At 62.8% G+C, this 20,316-nt stretch carries 20 protein-coding genes and 1 tRNA gene; 7 read left to right on the forward strand and 14 right to left on the reverse strand.

Going from position 1 to position 20,316, the window contains the following annotated elements; genetic code table 11:
- Positions 1–35 precede the first annotated feature (35 nt).
- The 3 genes from DEQ67_RS14265 to DEQ67_RS14275 all read left to right on the forward strand — a co-directional run bounded on the left by DEQ67_RS14265 (position 36) and on the right by DEQ67_RS14275 (position 2,238).
- A tRNA-Arg gene (locus tag DEQ67_RS14265) sits at positions 36–108 on the forward strand.
- Between the two features lie 173 nt (positions 109–281).
- Positions 282–518 (forward strand): DUF7563 family protein, encoded by a 237-nt coding sequence (locus tag DEQ67_RS14270; protein ID WP_008610516.1) that lies wholly within the window; start codon positions 282–284, stop codon positions 516–518.
- Between the two features lie 88 nt (positions 519–606).
- On the forward strand, positions 607–2,238 hold the full coding sequence (locus DEQ67_RS14275; RefSeq protein ID WP_405001732.1) for a MarR family transcriptional regulator: 1,632 nt from the start codon (positions 607–609) through the stop codon (positions 2,236–2,238).
- Between the two features lie 256 nt (positions 2,239–2,494).
- Here the strand turns inward: DEQ67_RS14275 and DEQ67_RS14280 are convergent, their stop codons facing one another.
- Entirely contained in the window at positions 2,495–3,040 is a 546-nt protein-coding gene (locus DEQ67_RS14280) for a hypothetical protein (RefSeq protein WP_144858780.1), read from the reverse strand.
- A 327-nt stretch (positions 3,041–3,367) separates the two neighbouring features.
- On the opposite strand from DEQ67_RS14280, the gene DEQ67_RS14285 reads away from it, so the two are divergent.
- Positions 3,368–3,595 (forward strand): hypothetical protein, encoded by a 228-nt coding sequence (locus DEQ67_RS14285; protein ID WP_049967636.1) that lies wholly within the window; start codon positions 3,368–3,370, stop codon positions 3,593–3,595.
- Positions 3,596–3,647: 52 nt separating this feature from the next.
- On the opposite strand, the gene DEQ67_RS14290 is transcribed toward DEQ67_RS14285, so the two are convergent.
- The 3 genes from DEQ67_RS14290 to DEQ67_RS14300 form a co-directional block, all read right to left on the reverse strand.
- A complete protein-coding gene (locus tag DEQ67_RS14290) occupies positions 3,648–4,547 on the reverse strand; it encodes a DUF6414 family protein (RefSeq protein ID WP_081606167.1) in 900 nt (299 codons plus the stop codon).
- Positions 4,548–4,664: 117 nt separating this feature from the next.
- Positions 4,665–5,693, reverse strand: coding sequence for a hypothetical protein (locus DEQ67_RS14295; RefSeq protein ID WP_152419052.1), 1,029 nt, complete (start codon positions 5,691–5,693; stop codon positions 4,665–4,667).
- On the reverse strand, positions 5,686–5,937 hold the full coding sequence (locus DEQ67_RS14300) for a winged-helix domain-containing protein (protein WP_081606166.1): 252 nt from the start codon (positions 5,935–5,937) through the stop codon (positions 5,686–5,688). Before DEQ67_RS14300 ends, DEQ67_RS14295 begins: the two co-directional genes overlap by 8 nt.
- Positions 5,938–6,384: 447 nt before the next feature.
- Here DEQ67_RS14300 and DEQ67_RS14305 point away from each other — a divergent pair, with 447 nt between their 5' ends.
- The 3 genes from DEQ67_RS14305 (at position 6,385) to DEQ67_RS14315 (ending at position 9,791) form a co-directional block, all read left to right on the forward strand.
- On the forward strand, positions 6,385–6,633 hold the full coding sequence (locus tag DEQ67_RS14305; protein ID WP_006601067.1) for a hypothetical protein: 249 nt from the start codon (positions 6,385–6,387) through the stop codon (positions 6,631–6,633).
- On the forward strand, positions 6,630–7,649 hold the full coding sequence (locus DEQ67_RS14310; RefSeq protein WP_115861281.1) for a tyrosine-type recombinase/integrase: 1,020 nt from the start codon (positions 6,630–6,632) through the stop codon (positions 7,647–7,649). The genes DEQ67_RS14305 and DEQ67_RS14310 overlap by 4 nt, the downstream gene beginning before the upstream one ends.
- A 405-nt stretch (positions 7,650–8,054) precedes the next feature.
- Positions 8,055–9,791, forward strand: coding sequence for a methyl-accepting chemotaxis protein (locus DEQ67_RS14315; RefSeq protein ID WP_115804002.1), 1,737 nt, complete (start codon positions 8,055–8,057; stop codon positions 9,789–9,791).
- 152 nt (positions 9,792–9,943) lie between these two features.
- Here DEQ67_RS14315 and katG read toward each other — a convergent pair whose 3' ends face one another.
- The 10 genes from katG to DEQ67_RS14365 form a co-directional block, all read right to left on the reverse strand.
- Positions 9,944–12,100 (reverse strand): catalase/peroxidase HPI, encoded by a 2,157-nt coding sequence (katG, locus tag DEQ67_RS14320; RefSeq protein WP_115861283.1) that lies wholly within the window; start codon positions 12,098–12,100, stop codon positions 9,944–9,946.
- Positions 12,101–12,410: 310 nt separating this feature from the next.
- Positions 12,411–13,070 (reverse strand): aspartate/glutamate racemase family protein, encoded by a 660-nt coding sequence (locus DEQ67_RS14325; protein WP_424020151.1) that lies wholly within the window; start codon positions 13,068–13,070, stop codon positions 12,411–12,413.
- Positions 13,070–14,056 carry a nitroreductase family protein gene (locus tag DEQ67_RS14330; protein WP_115861287.1) on the reverse strand — a complete coding sequence of 329 codons (987 nt, stop codon included), beginning with the start codon at positions 14,054–14,056 and terminating at the stop codon, positions 13,070–13,072. Before DEQ67_RS14330 ends, DEQ67_RS14325 begins: the two co-directional genes overlap by 1 nt.
- Positions 14,053–15,000, reverse strand: coding sequence for an aminopeptidase (locus DEQ67_RS14335; protein WP_004041656.1), 948 nt, complete (start codon positions 14,998–15,000; stop codon positions 14,053–14,055). The genes DEQ67_RS14330 and DEQ67_RS14335 overlap by 4 nt, the downstream gene beginning before the upstream one ends.
- Positions 15,001–15,660: an AroM family protein gene (locus DEQ67_RS14340; protein ID WP_008607954.1), complete on the reverse strand. Its 660-nt coding sequence runs from the start codon at positions 15,658–15,660 to the stop codon at positions 15,001–15,003.
- Between the two features lies 1 nt (position 15,661).
- Positions 15,662–16,579 (reverse strand): DUF1177 domain-containing protein, encoded by a 918-nt coding sequence (locus tag DEQ67_RS14345; protein ID WP_115861289.1) that lies wholly within the window; start codon positions 16,577–16,579, stop codon positions 15,662–15,664.
- Between the two features lie 8 nt (positions 16,580–16,587).
- Complete coding sequence (locus DEQ67_RS14350; protein ID WP_424020152.1) at positions 16,588–17,757, reverse strand: DUF917 domain-containing protein; 1,170 nt, start codon at positions 17,755–17,757, stop codon at positions 16,588–16,590.
- A complete protein-coding gene (locus DEQ67_RS14355) occupies positions 17,754–18,116 on the reverse strand; it encodes a hypothetical protein (RefSeq protein ID WP_424020153.1) in 363 nt (120 codons plus the stop codon). Before DEQ67_RS14355 ends, DEQ67_RS14350 begins: the two co-directional genes overlap by 4 nt.
- Positions 18,113–19,177, reverse strand: coding sequence for an ABC transporter ATP-binding protein (locus DEQ67_RS14360; RefSeq protein WP_004063091.1), 1,065 nt, complete (start codon positions 19,175–19,177; stop codon positions 18,113–18,115). Before DEQ67_RS14360 ends, DEQ67_RS14355 begins: the two co-directional genes overlap by 4 nt.
- Positions 19,174–20,316, reverse strand: a complete 1,143-nt coding sequence (locus tag DEQ67_RS14365; protein ID WP_115861292.1) for an ABC transporter ATP-binding protein — start codon at positions 20,314–20,316, stop codon at positions 19,174–19,176. The genes DEQ67_RS14360 and DEQ67_RS14365 overlap by 4 nt, the downstream gene beginning before the upstream one ends.

A 20,316-nucleotide genomic window follows, 5' to 3' on the forward strand; every position in this document is an offset into this window, starting at 1 on the left:
GTTTTACGTCGGTGCCGTGTAGCTCTCTCCGCTGAGGGCCCGTAGCTCAGTGGACAGAGTGCTTGGTTCCGGACCAAGATGTCGCGGGTTCAAATCCCGTCGGGTCCGTCCAAATTTTTGGCGTTTTCTATATGTAGAAAACGTCCGACTCACGTCTTCTACCGGCGGGTCTCATCGCGGGTATATATACTCGCGAGCGGGGGCCGAAAAAGAGTCCACCACGAAACGGAACGCGGGTCGCCGCTGTCTTGCGGTCTGGCCGGGCCAACGGGGTGGTCAGCATGATGCTGCTCGACTCGGAGAGCCGAAAGAGCAGCTGTCTCAACTGCGGGTCACACGTCACCCGCGACTTCCGCCGCGTCTACGGTGACCGCGAGGACCGCGCACACCGCTGTCACGAGTGCGACACGCTGGTTCGACTACAGCGCGGTTCCGCGGGCGGTCTCGACGTTCCGATTCCGGACCCGTGGGACGGTGCCCCCGGTCGGCACGGCGGTAACCCGGAGCGGTGGCAATGACGGTCCGCTGTCCGTCCTGCAGCCGCGACAGCGACTGCATCTTCCGCTGTGAGTACTGCGGCCGCGATCTCGCGGAGGAGGACCGGCGGTGAGTTCCGTCGCGAGCGCGCCCCACGAGACGCGCGGTGATCTCCTCTACGGCGAATACGGTTCGTCGCCGTACTGGGCGGTTCGCCAGCTGTACAACCACATCGACGGCGGTATCTCGAAAGTCGAAGTGGAGGTTCCCCGCCTCGAGGAGGACGGAACCGAGACGTGGGAAGTCTCGATGGGGTTCCACCAGTCGGGACTCTCCCCGCGCGAGGCAGACACGGTAAACTCGCTTCTCGAGTACGACATCAATGCGTACGGCGAGGGAGAGCGGAAGCTTCCGGTCTGTGTACAGCCGCGTCTCGCGTGGTCCGACGAGAACCGACCTGACAGCGTCCCTGCGACGCTCGGGCCTGCCACGAACGTGAAACTGCAGAACGTCGTCAACCTCGAGTTGGACGAGATTCCGCACGTGTTCAAGTGGGTGATGCGGCGAGTGTGCGAGAAAGTCGGTTTCGACTGGTCGCGCAAGTACTTCGCTGAAGAGCCGCACAAGTTCTCGACGATAACCCAGCACGAGCGGTACCTGCGGATCGACCGCGATCAGGCGAAGAAACTGGTTCGGCGCGATGGCGTCTTCATGCGCTTGTTCATGCTCTCGGCCGATATCGAGGGCTCGCACGTCGTCTACGATTCGAACAACGAGGACGTGGTTGGCTACAACCACCAGCTCCGGCTCGATCGGTCGGCTATTGCTGATCTCTTCCCGAACAGCCAGCACCGTCCTCGAGGGCTTCAGCTGAAGCACTACCACCCGCAGTACGTCCGTGAAAGTTCGGACGGTGACCCGCTGTACCACCCGAAACTCGGGGCGCTGTACAAGAAGAACCTGAACCGCGATCAGGCGGTCGCGTGGGACGACCGGCACGATCTGGTTGGCGACCTGGAAGAGAAATTGCTGAACGTCCTTTCGTGGGCGGACATCCCAACTCAGCCTGGTATGTGGTTCGTCGCTGACGACCACTTCAGCGCGGTCGCGTCCGACCGGACGATTGCGCTGTGGGATGACCCGACCCCACAGATCGAAGCGTCCCAAGAGTCGGTCATCATGCGCACGCTCTCGCGGCTCACCGACGCGGACCACGACGTGCTTGAGCACTTGGCGCTCACCGACGGCGGCACGAGAGTCGGTGAACTCGAAGACGGAACCGGTTGGTCTTCCACGACGATCTACCGTGTTCTCCAGCGTCTCTCAGGTCTACTCGAAAACGACGGCGGTGTCGTGAAGTGGGTCTCCTCGAAGATCGCGCAGGAAGTGCGCGAGCTGGTGAGCATCGCGGACGACGTGGTAGACTCAGTCGCCGGTCGAATCGAGAACGTGCTGAACGTCGACCCGCGCGACCTGGAGCGGTCTGGCCGAGCGCTGCAGAACTGGCTGAACCGCTACGGCGCTGAGGTTGTCGCCGGGATGGATGACCGTGACGACCGCGTTCGGATTCGCATCCGGACGGTGCTCACTCAGTCGAAGAACTCCACGGCGACCGGCGAGTACCTTCCCGACGTGCTCGAGGAGGGATACAGCGCGTGGTGTGACGCAGGTCTCGACTCGCGGCGGTTCCTCAACGCGATCATCACCTACGACCGGGCGTACGGTCCCGTGCAGAACACGGTCGCTCGGAAGCACCTGTAGCCGGTGGCCTCCTGAGTGGCAACACTCTCGGTCAGTTCCTTCTTTTATATACTACTCTCCGATTTTAGGCCGAACCTTGTTTTCGGGTGGAGTCTCGATTCCCCGTGAGCGGCCGCGCTCGAGGAGATCGAGCGGGTGCTCTCCCGCTGGATGGGAAAGCCCCCTTAGGGAGTGTGACTAACGTCACAACTTCGAAAAAATAACCCTCCGCCTCCGCAGCTCCAGTTGATGCACGCGAAAAGCATCTCCACCCTGATTAGTTGGAAGTGGTGTTGGAGCCGAGGAGTTCGTCAATCTCTCCCGCAGTTACCGCAGATTGGAGGTCGCGGATTTGCAGCATAATTTCTTCAGTAGCTTGTTTCACTTCGACTGCGTTCCGAGAAGGAATCTTCACAATGACTTCGGGTTCGTTAAACTCTGCTTTGGAGACCAGATCTCTTTGTTCTAAGAAGGACTCCATTTCGGAATTCCTTGAATCGTGAAACAGAGAATTGGATGTGACGTACTGACTGGCAGTAGATGGATTCTGGGCTGCACCTAATATCCGAAATTGTACCGTCGATCGTGGATTTAGAATGCCAAAATCGAAGTCATGTAGGGCCGGTTTGATTTTCGTACTGTGGTTGATCTCGAGATCGTCCAATTGCTCAATCGACTCGCGCACAGACATTCTGGCTTGTGAAGAATAAGACGAGACGCTCAGCACGATAGTAATACAGAGTAGAACGAGGTTTAGTGCTGAGATGGGATTATCTACAATCAAATTGGTGAGGTATTGAGACAAGGTCATCTCGTCAGACACCCTAGAACATCCATTTGGATATCTACTGTCCTTCCGATTCAATTAACTGCTATGTTTTGTTTGACCCACGTCACTTTCAGGTCCCATAGAACGCCTGAAGAACCAAAATCGCGTCCTCACCGGAGACCGGACACCACCGGAACCCCGCCAAATCGAACCATACTGTAAGTAATTATACGTCGCCAAGGGGGTGTGTGGTGGTGGCCGTTTCTCGAAGTGTACGCGGTCTAGCAATTTCACGTTTGACACCGACCACGGCCTGTATTCGTGATTGGTGACTTAGGAGATAGAACTAAGTAGGATTGGGTGGCCGATGAGGTGTCAGCAATGGTATTCCGAAAGCTCCGAAACCACGACGGCACCCCGCTTGTTGCACTCGACCGTGACGATCTCGTCCTCGACGGCGTCATCGTTGCCGATGAAGACGAACGTGAAGAACAGAGCATGCACGTCCAACGGCTCGGAAAAGGCGTCTACGTCGTTCGGCCGGTGCCGGAGGACGGCCCGATCCAACCGCTTCACGAGACCGAGTTGCTGCAGGGGCTTGTCAAATAGAAGTGCAGTCACCACCAACCAATCTGAGGACTAACTGGAGAGTGAAAGAGTTCTACCAGTAAAGTGCGATTGGATTCAGAATCGTTGCTGGACCTTCTACGAACATTTCACTCGGGTCTAATTCGGGTAGTTCGAAACCATCGTTGTCTTGTTCGTCAATCGCTCTCAGAAGTCTACCAATGATCTCTGCTCTGAATTGGTCTGCCTCTACATCTGGACTAATTCCAGCAATGACTCGTAGGGCTTCAACTAAGTCCCACTTTTCGCCTTCTTGAATTTGATCCTGTACTCTGGCGAGCACGGTGTATTCATTTAACCCCCGAAACTCACGATAGCAGTCCACCGTTGTGAGATCCTCATTGATCGCAAGTCCAAAGTTATGACCATTATTGTTCGGTGTCAGTTCTAATCCGACCCATCCGCCGTACAAAAGTTGGTAGAATTGCTGTACTTGGCCAAAGTCAGATTGGCTCTGAATCAACTGCGCTACTAATCCACTTCCACTCGGTGCTTCACTCGTTGCTTCGGTGATATGCTCCAACGCACCAAGTAATGGATAAAGAGGGTCTGTCGTACAGAACCCAGATATTTTGACCACATCGCCTGGTTTTAGCTCAGAGAAGTCCTCAGTATTGTCTAAATCATAGACCTCCGTCGTGTCGCTCTCCTGTAAGGCTCTCTCAAGAATATCATAACGATATTGACTGGTAATATACCTCTCAATCTCGGAAAGATCACGGGAACGTTCACTTTGTGTTGTCTTTCCGCCACCACCAAACGTGATGAACGAGGGGAGATTGAGTTTCGCTTCACCACTCACTTCATCACCTTCTTTTTCAGTTTCTTCTACAACCTCCCGGATCCGTTCAGGTACTGCCATCGACATTGATGCAAGAAGGCTGTTGACCGCTTGAGAATCAAGATAAATAAACTGGCGAACATCTGAGGACATATTGTCCTAATGATCATCCCAGCATAAATTCATATTGGTTATACAAACAGTATGGTTTGGAAAGATTTTCTCTTTGTTTGCCCGGGTTGGAATCTTTTGTGAAAGGGAAAGAACACTCTATTCAATATTGCCCTCAGGTGTATCTCTACGTTGTTGGAATTCTTCTGTAAGTAGGATGACCACAGCAAACGCTATTGAGATACCAATGGTGGAAAGATACACGTTCTGAAGTAATATTGCTGAGATTGTTGGACTAATACTATCGAGGATAGTTGCTGCCACCGTTTTGAATGACTCAACCCACCAAGTATGGCCTACGAGAGAGACAAAAAGGACGGAATACACACCTAATACACCGAGGATTACCTTAAGAGGAAAGATGCCGGAGAACAGTCGGCTCAGAAGTTCTTTGATGTACTCAATCGCCTTTTCTGTGAGGTCTGAGTCTGTATCTCGTGCTGAGAGAATGACTTTCATTGCCCTCACCAACCTACCTGTTACATAGGCGGTGGAAGTCGTGATCAGTATAATCAGCCCAAAAAAGTCAAACATACCCACTAATCGCGGGTCACTAGCAAGAGAAAACGCGATTAATAAGATTCCAAACACCAAGAATGAAATAGCAGATTCTGTTGCGGAAAACGCGTTATCGAAGTGTTCAGTCTGTTCAGATAGAAGGTGAGAGAGAGCAGAGATCTGTTTCTTGTATCCTGCCTCTGTGTCACTTTTTTGAACGCGGAACTCATTTGCATCAAGAGGCTCTTTACCAATTAGAAGGTCTGGAACATCAAGGCGAAGAACCTTCCAAAAATACGAGATGCATACGAAAAATAACCCAAGAGAAACAAATAGAGCGACCGTTCCAACTGCGATATTCACCGATTTTGTTAATATAATAATGTCATCTGATAGTTGAGCATTCTCTGGAACATCCCTTGCAAGAGTAAGAAACGTGTCAATTAGGCTGGGTTCCTTTGCAACCGACAATACTGCGGACAATGCAGATAAGCCAGCTGTTATTCCGAAACCTCGTATGAATTTCTCTGCGAGAACCTCATTGTGCTGGTAGCGTTCAATTTGCTTATTGAGAATTTCTCTTTTATTTTCTTCAACAAAGAAGATTCGGCTTTCTGTATCTTCACTCATCTTCTCTATTTTCACTTGTCTTTCCCGCATCAAGATCGCCACTTAGGTAATCTCGCCCCTTTGCTGAGATCTGATAACGGCCCCTTCGAACACGAACTATGAAACCGTGCTGTGAGAGTTTACTTAGTCTACGGTTTACTTCTTCTCTACTTTTATCGATGTTCTCTGCAATAATCGTCGGTGAGAGAATCAATTCAGATGAACCAAGAACTTCCAAAATCCGATCGTCAATCGGTAACTGCATCCAGTCACCGGGTCTACGCCTCGAATTAGTCACAGTCACTACCTCTATACAGTAGCTCTACTTATCATATTTCAATCACAACATAGTGACTTTAACCTCACTATGTAGTGAGAAAGAACTATACCACACGACTCCGTGATCCAATATAACGGAAGCACCTTCGCAGACCTATCGCTCTCCGATAGGTTTCGCAGAAGCGGACCTCGCTGCTAGAGACAGCAGGTCCGCGCGGGCTTCCGTGCACATACCACGAAAGCCATGTTCGACTCAACTCTGTGGGGCCTTGAACCCCGTGCACGAGCGCACGCACAGCCGCCGAAGAACCGTTTAGTTTCACTCGCAGAAACGCCCGATTTCGGGGGTACGTCCGGCCAATTCGTTCACTTTCACTTTCAGCCTGCGTACGAGCAAGCGTATTATTACAAAGCGGGTGGCCGCCAAAGTGTGATGACGACTACGCAGGTCATTTGCGATGAGAACCGGACGGACCGCTGGCAGTTCACGTGTCCTCGAGGACACCGTACGTGGGAAGCGGCGCAGAACCACTTCTGGTGCCAGCGGTGCGCGTCCACCAAGGACGTTGACGGCCGGTTCCATCAACTCCGGGATAAGGTGAGCGGCGAGCGACTTTCTCGCGAGGAAGTCGTACTCCAGAGTAACTGCGACGACGACCTCGAGCTGGAGGCCGACGCATGAGCGACGATCTGCAACCACTCTCTCCCGAGGAAGGCGTGGAGATGTACCTCGATCTCCGCGAGGGCGACGTGTCCGAAACGACGCTCATGAACCACGGCTACCGGCTGAACCCGTTCCTCGATTTCTGCGAGGAGCACGATATCGACAATCTGAACGACGTGACCGGCCGGACGCTGTACAAGTACTACAGCTACAAGAAGGGCGCAATCAAGCCGGTCACGCTGGACAACTACCTCACAACACTCCGGGTGGCCCTCGATCCGTGGGCCGATATCGACGCCGTCGAAGAGGGACTTCGCGAGAAGGTGCCGCTTCCGAACCTGAAACCGCAGGACGACGTGCGCGACCGCGTGCTCCGCGGCGACCGCGCGAAGGATATCCTGAACGGGCTGGACACGTTCAACTACGCCTCTCGGGACCACGTTATCATGCTCATCCTGTGGCACACCGGGATACGCACCGGCTCGATCTACTCGCTCGACGTGGAGGACTATGACCCCGAAGAACCGTGTCTGAAACTCCGACACCGTCCCGAGGAGGGAACGCCGCTGAAGAACGAGGAGAACGGGGAGCGCGACGTATCTCTCAGCCCACCCGTGGCCGCGGTCATCGACGATTACCTCCTGAAGAACCACTACGACGTGACCGACGAGTACGGACGCGAGCCGCTTATCTCGTCGTCACAGGGTCGGCTCTCGAAGGGTGCGTACAGAACGACTATCTATGCCGTGACGCGCCCGTGCGAGTGGGGGACGTGTCCGCACGCGGAAGTGGACCCGGACGACTGCAGACCTGCTGCTAGGCGCGATAAGGCGTCTCGCTGTCCTTCGACGGTCTCGCCGCACGACATTCGGCGCGGTGCGATCACCGAGTCGCTGAACGACGGCGTCCCGGTCGAGATCGTGAGCGAGCGGATGAACGTGTCTGTGGACGTGCTCGACAAGCACTACGACAAGCGCACGCACCGTGAGCGGATGGAGGTTCGTCGTCGTGTTCTTCGGGAGGTTCGGCAGTAGAATGTCTCCAGAATGTGGTATGCTGTCGGTATATACCAATAACATTCCGTCGGGTCCGTTTTGTGCCGTTTCGTGTGAACGAGAGGGTTCACCGTGTACCGAACCACCCAACTTCGGTCGGATGCTCACTGCACGCTACCCCCGCCGATAGCCATCAAACGACAGGTTCCGTCGACCACACGAGAACGTGTTGAAAATTAAATAACTGGCTGTCGAAATTCTACAAAACACCACGATATATCGGTTTTGGAGGGGAAATCTCCCGGGAGCAGAATCAACGTTGATAAACGAGCGGCAATTCATTTCACCCCGAAGTCGAAGGGGAGGGGTATGGGAACGCCGACAGCGGACACGCAGAACCGTCGACGCGGTGTGGGGCGGTGGCGACAGCGGCTCCGAGACGCAGTGAGATACGTCCCGCAGGGGGACTCGATTCCGAGCGAGTCGTGGCGGGCGCGTCACCGAAACATCCTCGTCTTCCTCGTGGCGCACGCGCCGCTTTTGTACTTTCTCGGGAACTTCACCGGGTCGGAGCCGTACGTCACGGGTGCGACGCTCACCGCCGCGCCCGCCGAACACGTCTTGCTCGGCGTCGGAGCGGTCGCGGGGTTGGCACTGTTCGCGTGGCTCCCGTGGCTCCCGCGCCGGATGCGGAGCGGCTTCGCATCAATCGGGTTGCTGACGTGTTCGGCTCTGCTCGTCTACTTCTCGGGCGGCTACATCGAGGCGCACTTCCACTTTTTCGTCATCGTGGCCGTCCTCGCGGTCTATGAGGACTGGCTCCCGTTCGTCGTCGGCATCCTGTACGTCGCCATCCAGCACGGCGTCTTCGGCATGGACCACCCGGAAGCGGTGTACAACCACCCCGACGCAATCGCGAACCCGATGGGCTGGGGGCTCGTCCACGCGGTGTTCATCCTCATGCTCGCGTCGGCGTTAGTCACGAACTGGTTCTCTGTCGAGCGCTCCCGCGAGGAGACCAGACAGAAGATGCAGAGCCTCGAAGACAGCGAGGAGGCGAAAGCCGAAGTCGAGCGCCTGAACGAGCAGTTGATGGTGCAGGCCGACGAACTCGCCGCGGCCATGGACGCCGTCTCGGAGGGGGATTTCACCGCGAACCCGCCCGAAGGGTCGGGTATCGAGGCCATCGAAGCCATCAGCGACGCGTTCACGGCGATGAAGCGCGACCTCTCGTCGACTATCGTCGATCTCCGAGCGTTCGCGGCGACCGTCGAGCGAACGACGCAGTCGGTCCACGACGACGCCGAAACGCTCGAACGGACGCAACGACAGCTCGCGGCCGACGTGGGGGCGTTCGCCACGGACGTGCGCGAGCAGGCTCACGACCTCGAATCCACGACGGACGAACTGAGCAGTCTGTCGGCGACAATCGAGGAAATCGCCGCGAACGCCGACCAAGTCTCCGGCGAGGCGAGCGACGCGGCGGAGGCCGCCGAGGCGGGGACGGGGACTGCGACGACGGCCATCGAGGCCATCGAGAACGTCGAACAGAGCGTCGACGAACTCGCGTCGCTGGTCGAGTCGCTCGACGACCGGATGGACGACGTCTCGAAGAGCACCGACCTCATCGAGTCGATCGCCGAACAGACGAACACGCTCGCGCTCAACGCCAACATCGAGGCCGCCCGCGCCTCGGACGGAAGCGAGGGGTTCGCGGTCGTCGCAGAGGAAGTGAAGTCCCTCGCCGACGAGACCCAAGACCACTCGGCGGCCATCGAGCGGACGATAACCGAGACAATCGAAGACGTGGCGCGCGTGCAGGCGGAGATGAAACGGACGAAGGCGCAGCTCGAAACGGGACGGTCGACGACGACCGACGCCGCAGAAGCGTTCGCGGCGGTCTCGGACATCGTCGAAAGCGTCGATATGTCGGTCGACGAGGTCGCCACGGCGACCGACGACGGCGCGCGCACGACCGAGGAGGTGGTCGACGCGATTATCGGCGTCGCCGACCGCTCGCGGGATATCGCGGAACAGAGCGACGCGCTGGCGAGCCAAGCCGAGTCCAGAGCGGCGACGATTTCGGGGGTTCGGGAACAACTCGACGACCTCAGAGGCCAGACCGGCAGCCTGCAAGCACGGCTCGAAACGTTCGACTGCGAGGTTCCGGCCGACGACTGACTTGCCGGCAGTCGCTCGGGGAACGAGTGAGAGCGAAAAAAGCGAGCGGAAAAGTCAGCCGTCAGCCGGCGTCGGTGACCGCGACCGCAGACGCCGCGGCGGTGACCGACTTTGCGCGCCGCAACCGCGACCGAACGCGGCGGGGAGCGCGGTTATTCGAGGTCGAAGCGGTCGTGGCTCATAATCTTGTGCCACGTCGCGACGAAGTCCTCGACGAACTCTTCTTCGCCGTCGTCGCCGCCGTACACTTCCGCGATGGCGCGAAGCCGGGAGTTCGAGCCGAAGACGAGGTCGAAGCGGGTGGCCTCCCACTCGACATCGCCCGTCTCGCGGTCGCGCACTTCGTACAGGTACTGGTCGTCTGAGACCGGCTCCCACTCGTAGTCCATGTCGAGCAGGTTCTCGAAGAAGTCGTTCGTGAGCGTCTCGGGCTCGTCGGTGAGGACGCCGAGGTCGGAGTCCTGGTAGTTCGCGCCCAGCGCTCGCATGCCGCCGACGAGGACGGTCATCTCGTGCGCCGAGAGGTCGAGCAGGTCCGCCTTGTCGACGAGCAGGTCCTCGGGGCGCTCGTCGACGTCGTCCGCGATGTAGTTGCGGAAGCCGTCGGCGTCGGGCTTGAGCATCTCGAAGGACTCGACGTCGGTCTGTTCCTGCGACGCGTCGGTCCGTCCGGGCTCGAACGGCACTTCGACGTCGTAGCCGGCGTCGGCCGCCGCCTCCTCGATGGCCGCAGCGCCGCCCAGCACGATGAGGTCCGCGAGCGAGACGCGGGTGTCGTCGGACCGCGCGCCGTTGAACGACTCCTGAATCTCTTCGAGGGTGCCGAGCACGTCGTCGAGCTGGTCGGGCTCGTTGACTTCCCAGCTACGCTGGGGTTCGAGGCGGATGCGCGCGCCGTTCGCGCCGCCGCGCTTGTCGCTGTCCCGGTAGGTGGACGCCGAGGCCCACGCCGTCTTGACGAGCTGGGAGACAGAAAGATCCGAGTCGAGAAGCTCGGCTTTGAGCTCCGCGACGTCCTCGTCGTCGATGAGGTCGTAGTCGGCGTCCGGGATGGGGTCCTGCCACAGCATCGCTTCGTCCGGGACCTCGGGACCGTAGAGCCGGGACGGCGGGCCCATGTCGCGGTGGAGGAGTTTGTACCACGCCTTGGCGAACGACTCTTGGAACTCCTCGGGGTCCTCTCGGAACTCCTCGAGCACCGCGCGGAAGTCGGGGTCCTTCTTCAGCGCGATGTCGGTGGTGAGCATCATCGGGTCGACGAACTGGTCGGGGAGGTGCGCGTCCGGAGCCGCGTCCGGAATCTTGTCCGCCGGCGACTCGTCGGCCGGCCGCCACTGCCACGCACCGCCGGGGCCCTTGTGCGCCTCCCACTCGTAGTCGAGGAGGTTGGCGACGTAGCCCATGTCCCACTGGGTCGGCGCGCTGGTCCACGGGCCCTCGATGCCGCTGGTGATGGTGTCGGGGCCCTTTCCGGAGCCGTGGTTGTTCTTCCAGCCGAGACCCTGTTCCTCGATGGGAGCCGCCTCGGGCTCTGCTTCGAGGTTGTCGCCGGAGTCCGCGCCGTGAACCTTCCCGAAGGTGTGGCCGCCGGCGATGAGCGCGACGGTCTCCTTGTCGTTCATCGCCATGCCGCTGAACGTCTCGCGGATGTTCTTCGCGGAGCCTTCGAGGTCGGGTTCGCCGTTGGGACCTTCGGGGTTGACGTAGATGAGGCCCATGACGGTGTTGCCGAGCGGCTCTTTGAGATTACCGTCCTCGTCGAAGCGGTCGGGGGAGGTCGTCTCCCACTCGTCTTCGGGACCCCAGCTGGGGGCCTTGTCGCCGACGTAGTCGTCGGCGCGGCCGCCCGCGAAGCCGAACGTCTCGAAGCCCATCGATTCGAGGGCCACGTTGCCGGCGAGGACGATGAGGTCGCCCCACGAGAGCTGATTCCCGTACTTCTTCTTGACGGGCCAGAGGAGTCGGCGCGCCTTGTCGAGGTTCACGTTGTCCGGCCAACTGCTAATCGGCGGGAGACGCTGGTGTCCGCCGGACGCGCCGCCGCGGCCGTCGTGGGCGCGGTACGTCCCGGCGCTGTGCCACGCCATCCGGATAAAGAGGGGACCGTAGTGGCCGTAGTCCGCCGGCCACCAGTCCTGCGAGTCGGTCATCAGCTCTTCGAGGTCGGCTTTCACCTGCTCGTAGTCGAGCTGCTGGAACTCCTCGGCGTAGTCGAACTCCTCGCCCATCGGGTCGGTCTGTTGTGCGTTCTGGTCGAGGATTTCGAGGTCTAACTGGTTTGGCCACCAGTTATGGTCAGAGCCACTCATACACCAACGGTTACCGCTTTTGAGTGATAAAATTGACTGATTTTGAATTAACTCTTGGTTATAGCCAAAGCAATCTTTTTACTTTATGAATAATTCTCAGTCGGGGAGCTCTTGACGGGGACGTATTCGCGATTGTATCGAAATAGTGACTGGTTGTGGACCGTCGATGAGCGACCCGTCGAGTGTTGTTTGTCTGTTGACTGGTCGAGGATGTCGGCCCGCAACCGAGCACGACGAAATGGGTAGCTCGCGCGTGTGACCCCGAGCGCGGCGCGAGCGGCGCGGAATGCCATCGGGGTGGTCCGGCAACCTACTGCCGTGGTGGACGCGGCGGCGCGACGGCGGTCGTCGCCACCGCGCCCATCGCCACGACAGGGTCGACGATAGGTATCGGAGCGTCGGCCCGCGCGTCGGGAATCGCGCCCGACGAGGAGATGCCGGTACAACTCGGCGCGACGACGTCACAGCCGGCGTCGACGAGGCGGTCGACCGCCGCGCGAATCGCCGCTCGCCCGTCGTCGGTCGTGAGGAAGTTCGTCGTCGCCGCGCCCTCCACGACCGTCTCGGCCGCGAGTCGGTCGCCGAGCAGGTCACGGATTGCCGACCCGGCCCCGTTTTCGAGACCGAGCGTCCCGACGCGCTCGCCGCGGGCGGACGCGACGGCCGCCACGCTCGCGCCCGCGCCGACGACCGGGATGTCGAGCGCTTCGCCGAGCGCCTCCACGCCGGGGTCGAGCGCGCAACTGATACAGAGCGCATCGACTTCGGTCGCCATCTCGCGACCGAGCGCCTCGATGTACGGGAGCGCGTCGACCTCGGCGGCCGCGTTCGGAATCCCGTCGGGGTGGTCGGGGATGCACCGCGACAGCGTCGAGACGTGCGGGTAGTGCCGCTCGACGAGTCGCCCGTGGCGGGCGACCTCCTCCGGGTCGTCCAGCGTGAGCACGCGGAGGACGCCGAGTTCGACCATCAGTTGGTACCCCCGCCGTTCCGCTCGGCGTCCGGGTCCGGGTCTGGCGAGTCCGAGTCCGAGTCCGCGTCCGCCGGCTCGTCGATGCCGCGGGCCGCGAAGAAGCCCTGCTGGCGGAGCGCGGCGAGCAGTTCGCCCTCGCGGCGATTCATGAAGCCGTTCGGCCCCCAGTAGCGTTCGAGCGTCTCCTGCCACTCGCGGCGGTCGTCGCCGTAGACGCTGTCGCCGTACATCTCGTTCATCGCGTCGTAGCAGGCGTCGAGTTGCGCCTCGGTGGGGTCGCGGTAGCCGCCTTCGTGGAGCACCGTGTCGAGCGGGACCCGCGGGGCGTTCTCGGTCGCCTCGCCGTGACGCGGGACGCCGAGACAGAGCCCGAAAATCGGCAGGACGCCCGACGGAAGGTCGGCCGTCGCGGCGACCTCGGTGAGATTGTTCAGGATGTTACCGATAGGGCAGACGCCGTAGCCGCGGCTCTCGGCGGCCAGCATGACGCCCATCGCGGCCAGCGAAGCGTCTATCGACCCCTCCAACAGCCCCATCGCGGGCGTCATGCGGAACTCGCGGTCGCGGTGCTTCAACAGCAGTCGAATCCGGCGGACGTCGATACAGACGAGGAGGAAGTGGCTCGCCTCCTCGACCTGCACGGTGCCGCGGCTACACAGCTCGTGAATCCGCTCGCGGCGGTCGGGGTCGCGTATCCAGACGAAGCTGTACATCTGGGTCGTCCCGCTGGTCGGGGCCTTCCGTCCGGCGTCGACCATCGCGCGAACCTCGTCGTCGGGAATCTCGGCGTCGGCGTCGAACTGGCGGACCGTGGCGCGGCGCGCCAACCACGGGGCGAGGTCCGGAACCTCGGCGGCCGCCGCGGCGAGTGCGGGGCGGTCCGTGCGGTCCGGGTGGTCCGGGTGGCCCGGGTGGTCTGCTTGCTCCGAGCGGTCCGTGCCCGCGCGGTCACCGACCGAGGGCGAAGGCGTGCGGTCGCTCACACGCGCACCTCGCCGTCGGCGACGACGACGTCGCCGTCGAGCGAGACCGTCGGTTCGAGGATGACGCCGTCGAGGTGCGAGTCGCAGTCGATGGTCCCGCCGAAGCCGAGGTTGTCCCCGAAGGCGACGTGGCAGGTGCCGTACACCTTCTCGTCTTCGAGGACGGTCCCGATGATGCTCGCCGCGGGGTTCGTCCCGAGGCCGAGTTCGCACACCCGTCGGGCGCAGTCGTCGCCGCTCGTCGCGTCGAGGAACTCGTCGGCGGCCGCGCCCTCGACGGACGTGATGTGCCCCGCGTCGAGTTCGACCGTCAGCGGGTCGTCGAGGACGCCGACGCCCGCGAGGCCGCCGTCGAAGACGAGCGTGCCGGTGGCCGTCCCCTCGACCGGCGCGACGTAGCTCTCGCCGGACGGGAGGTTGCCGGAGTCGCCGGGGTCGGCGATGATGCCGTCGCTCGGGATGCCGTCGCGGCCCGAAAGCGACATCGTCGCCGACGCGCCGCCGGCCTCGATGCGGGCCTCGTCGGCCGCGGTGAGCTTCTCCGTGAGCGCCGCCGTCAGGCGTTCGACCTCCTCGTAGTCGGCCGTAATCGCGCCCGCGCTGAACATCTGGTCCGTGATGCCGGGCATCGTGGCGACGCGAGCGCCGGCCTCGGTCGCGGCCTCTCGCGCTCGCGTGTGGGTCAGCGACGCGCTGGTCGGACAGACCACGACATCGGCCGATTCCATGGCGCGGGCGACCGATTCCGGCGGTTCCATCCCGTTTCGCTCCATCGGCGGAATCTCGAACAGTCCGGAGTCCAAGCCGAGGTCGACCCCCGCCTCGAACAGCGCCCGGCCGATGTGGTTCGTATCGGTATCGGTCACGACGAGGAGCGTCTCACCGGGGGCGGCGTTCATGTTCTCGGTGAGGAGCCGCGTCGCCACCTCGCGATAGTCGGCCATTCAGAGCACCTCCTCGGCGGTCTTCGCCAGCACCGACCGCCCGAGCAGGACGCCCGTACCCGTTAGCTCGCGGACGGTCGCTTTCATCTCGGGCGTGTAGCCCATGCAGTCCATCACGATGAGGTCGGCGTCGGTGCCGATGTCGGCCGCCGCGGCCGACACCTCGTCGTCGTCGGCGTACGGCGAGCCCGCGGCGGTGACGAGGTCGTAGTCGGCCCACTTCTCGAACGTCATGGCCTCCTGTTCCTCCTTGGGCATGATGACGCCGAGGGTCCCCCCGTCGAGGATGGCCGAGACCCACGCCGAAAGCAGGTCGCTCGGCTCGAAGACGGGGACGCTGACGTCGAACGACGGGAAGTGACCCGTACAGAGGACGCCGATGGCCGTCACCTCGGATTCGAGGTCGCGGATGCGCGCTCCGAGGAGTTCGACGACCGACTCGCGGTCGACGGTGACGGCCGTGCCGTCGGCCAGCCGCGAGACGTACACCGGCTGTCCCTCGCGCGGGCCGACCGCGGCCTCGACCTCGGCGGCCGAGTCGAACCGGTCGAGCGCGCCGACCTCGACGATGTCCACCTCGGGCGGGAGCGCCGCCGCGATGTCGGGCGTCACGTCGGTCCGGGGGGCCTGCCCGATGGTCACGAGTCCGAGCGTCGACATCTCAGACGCCCTCGCCCAACGTCTGGAGGCGACCCATCGAACCGTACAGCGACGTGAGGCGGTCGTACTCGGCCTCGTCGTAGAACGACGCGCGGCCGCGGGTGAAGTCCTTGGCCGTCTCGACGACGAACCCGGTCGCGTCGAGCAGGTCGGTGAGGTAGTTCGCGCCGGTCCCGCAGCCGGGGACGGGCGAGACGCTCGTCGTCGCCACGCCCACGACGGGCGCGTCGGTCGCCGTCGCCGGCTGGAGGATGCTGTTGATGTGGTGGACGTCGTTGCCGTAGGGGGTGATGTCCTGCATCGTGAGCGTGAGCGTGCTCGGCGGGCGGCCGGTCGCCCGCTCTTGGATGTCGAGGAGGCTGTCGCTCACCTTCAGCACCCAGCCCTCCTTGACCGTGGGCGTGATGGCGAAGCCGCGCTCGCAGTGGACGCGGTTGCCTTTCGTGGCGTCGACGGAGACGACCGCGTCCATCTCCTCGTCCACCTCGTGTTCGTTCATAGTACGCGTATCGACCGGACTGCCCATGAAGGGCACCGGGTCGTGCGGGGAGGTCGGCGCGTCGGGACAGACGTGCGTGGCGATGCGAACGTCGCCGGCGAGCATGTCGCCGCGCTCGCGCATCTCGCCGAGGTGGAGCGCGACCGCGAGGGCGACGATTGCCCCGTCGGCGTCGGAGACCGGGCCGAGTTCGGCCGGCCGCGCGGCGACCCCGCCGAGGCGACCGACGACGCCGAGGGTCGGCGCGTCCGGGTCGCGGCCGGGGACGACCGTCTTGACGAAGTCGGTCGACCCCTCGTCGGTCGAGATGGTCGTCACCTCGGTGTCGAGGCCGTACGTTTCGAGCGCGTCGCGTACCAGTTCGCCGTCCGCGTCGGGACGGCTGAGGATGTCGTAGGCTTGCTGAATCTTGTCGAACATGAGTGTCGTTAGTTGAATACGTGTGATTTGACCGCTTTTCCGACCGCCTGTTCCACCGGGTCGAAGAGCGCCGGGTCGGCCATCCCCGCGCCCAGAGAGAGGTTCACCGCGGGCGCGACGACGACCGCCACGGACCGCCCCTCCGCGAGTTCCGCCGTCGAGACGGGCATCCCCGTCTCGGCGTCGAGCGTCGTGATGAGGTCCGGGAACGTCGCGAGGCGCTCGCCGTCGAGGTCGAGCGTCATGTACTCGTTCCAGAAGGTGAGTTCGCTCCCCTCGATTTCGACCTCGCCCACGTCGAAGCCGCCGGTCGTTTCGAGCGCGAACGACTCGACGGGACCGACGAGCGAAACTTCGCCGCCGAGCACGTCGGCGACGCGTTCCGCGGCGTCGCGGCCGTCGTCCGCGAACCTGACCGCGCGACCGACCGCCTCGGCCTGGTCGTAGGTGTCGAGCGCCGCGTTGGCCTCGGCGTAGCTTGCCGAGACCGGGTTGCGGGCGACGGCGACGAGGCCGCCGGCGTCTTCGGCCGCGTGTCGCACGAGCGACGCCGCCGTGCCGAGTTCCGCTTCGACGACCGTCTCCAGTCGGCTGGCGGTGCCCGGCACGCCGCCGACCGCCGCCTGCACCGACTCGGCGTCCTGCGACAGCCCGATAGAGCCCATCGGCCCGGTCGGGTGCGCCCGCCCGTTGCAGGCGGCGTCGACGAGCGGGAGGCCCGTGACGGCCGACTGGAGCAGGCCGTTGACGGTGGCGAACCCGCCCATCTCGTTCGTCATCAGCGCGCCGACGGTCGTCCCGTCGGCCGCGAGTCTGTCCACCAACAGTTCGACCGCGCGCACGTAGTCCGCGGGGTCGACGTGGCTCTCGGTCGCGGCGGGCGCGCCCACGCCGCTGACGGTCAACACCACGTCCGTCGGGTCGAGGTCCGCGACCGAGACGATAGTCGGCCGGCCGTACTCGACGGCGAGTTCACCGAACTCGATACCTTTCGAAAGCGAGCCGCCGCCCCCGCCGCCGAGGACCGCGCCGCCGACCGCGATATCTTCGACCCAGTCGGTCGTTATCGCCCGCTCGCCGTCTGTCTGCGCGGGACGTGTGTCGTCCGACTGCGGGCTCTGTGCGTCGTCTGTCGGCGCGGGCTGCGCGCCGTCCGTCTGCGTGTCGTCTGTCGTCATTGGGGTGCCTCGGGGGAGTCTCCGTCGGCGGCCGTCACGCTGAGAAAGGCGTTCGGCCGCTGTCTGTCGGCGTCGCGAAGCGCCGCGGTCCCCCGCGCCCGGAGTCGCTTCATGCCCGCCGCGAGCAGGTGATACGTCTGGTCGCGGCCCATCGATTCGAACAGCCCGTCGGATTTGGCCACCGCCGTGGCGCAGACCTCGTCGTCGCGGCACGGGCGGTCGCAGGCCGAACACGCCGGCTGGGCGGCTTTGAACGCCGCCGGGTCGGACGCGCACGACCGGAGCAGGTCGTCGGTCCACGGGCGGTTCTGCCGCGCCCGCCGGAGGGCGGCGAGGCGGTCCGTGCGCTCTGCGGTCATTCCCACTCCGCGCCCTCCTCGAACCGGTCGTCGTGGAGGAAACACCGCGCGACCTGGTCCGCCCCGCGCTCGTACAGTTCGGGCTCCTCGACCGCGCAGGCGTCGAACTCGTGGGCGCAGCGCGACCGGAACGCACAGCCGCTTGGCTTCTCCCGCGGGTCCGGCACCTCGCCGTCGAGCGTGATTCGGTCGGGTTTCGCCAGTTCGTCCTCCTCGCTGATGGTCGAGATGGCGGAGAGGAGCGCCCGGCTGTACGGGTGTTGCGGCGACCCGAACACCGAATCCACGTCGCCGACCTCCACGAGCCGTCCGAGATACATGACGCCGATTCGGTCGGCGACGTTCTTCAGGAGCGAGAGGTCGTGGGTGATGAACAGGTAGGTGATGCCGAACTCCTCCTGTATCTCTTCGAGGATGTTGATGATGCGGGCCTGCACGCTCACGTCGAGCGCGCTCGTCGGTTCGTCGAGGACGACGAACTTCGGGTTGAGCGCCACGGCGCGGGCGATGCCGACGCGCTGTTTCTGCCCGCCCGAGAGCTGGCCGGGGTAGCGGTACATGAACTCCCGGGGGAGGTCCACCATGTCCAGGAGTTCCTCGACCCGTTCGAGCCGCGCCTCGGAGTCGCCGTAGTCGTGAATCTTCAGGGGTGCCTCGATAATCGACTTGACGCGGTGGCGAGGGTTGAGGCTCGACGACGGGTCTTGGTGGACGATTTGCATGTTCCGACGGAACCGCTTGAGCTCGCCGTCGGAGAGGTCGACGACGTTCTGGCCGTCGATTTCGACCCGCCCGCTCGTCGGCTCCGTCAGGCGGAGCATCGACCGGCCGGTGGTCGTCTTGCCGGACCCCGACTCGCCGACGAGGCCGAACGTCTCGCCCTCCGCGATGGAGAAGCTCACGCCGTCGACGGCGCGGACCTCGCCCGCCTTCTTCTGGAGGATGCCCTCGAACAGCGGGAAGTGTTTCTTGAGGTTCTCGACCGTGACCATCGGGTCGTCGAGGTCGCGGTCGCGCTGTACCCCTGCGGTCGGGTCGGTCGTGTACGCTGAGTCGTTCATTGGTCCGTCCCTCCGTCGGCGGAGATATCGCCGGGCGCGTCGCCGCTCGGGGCGTCGCCACCAGCGGACAACCACGGCGCGGTGCCGATATCGACCCGTTCTGCGGCGAGCGACTCGTGACGCTCGCGGGCCGGGAGCCCGTCGAACAGGTGACACGCGGTCGCGTGGTCGGAGCCGGTCTGTCGCGGGTACGGGTACGCCTCGTGGCAGGCCGGTTCCGCGTGGGGACAGCGGTCAGCGAACCGACAGCCGGCCGGCGGGTCCGTGTAGTCGGGCAGGTGCCCTTCGATGCCGTCTCCGATGCCGGTCGAGAGCGTCGGGATGCTCTCCAACAGCCCGCGGGTGTAGGGGTGCTGCGGGTTCGCGAACAGGTCGGCGGTCGGCGCTTGCTCGACGATTTCGCCCGCGTACATCACGTTGATGCGGTCGCTGACCTCGCGGGCGACGCCGAGGTCGTGGGTGATGTAGAGGACGCTCGTGTCGCGCTCCTCGACGAGTTCGTCGAGGAGGTCGAGCACCTTCGCCTCGGTCGTCACGTCGAGGGCGGTGCCCGGTTCGTCGGCGATGAGCAGGTCCGGCTCCGACAGGAGCGCGATGGCGATGAGGACGCGCTGGCGCATCCCGCCGGAGAGTTCGACCGGGTAGCTCTCGAAGACGCGCTCGGGGGCCGAGATTTCGACCTCGCCGAGCATCTCGATGGCCCGCTTTCTGTGTTCGGCCTTCGAGCCGGTCGACAGCGCGTCGCGGACGAGCTTCGACAGCGACAGGCGCGGTCGCCCCTGCCACTTCAGCACGTCCATCATCTGCTCGCCGACCGTCAGGACGGGGTTGAGACTCGTCATCGGGTCCTGCATGATCATGCTCATCTCCTTGCCGCGCCGCGAGTGGCGCTCGGCGTCGGAGAGCGAGAGCACGTCCTCGCCCTTGTAGCGAATCTCGCCCTCGGGGATGGTCGCCGCGGGGAGCAGGCCCATGATAGATTTCACGGTGACGCTCTTGCCGCAGCCCGTCTCGCCGACGAGCGCCGCGGTCTCGCCGCGGTCGATGGTGAAATCGATGCCGTTTATCACTTCGGCCGTCCCGTCGTGGGTCTCGAAGTGGACGTGGAGGTTCTTCACCTCCAAGATGGGGTCCGCCAT

It is taken from the genome of Haloferax sp. Atlit-48N, from assembly GCF_003383015.2.
Classification (GTDB): Archaea; Halobacteriota; Halobacteria; order Halobacteriales; family Haloferacaceae; genus Haloferax; species Haloferax volcanii.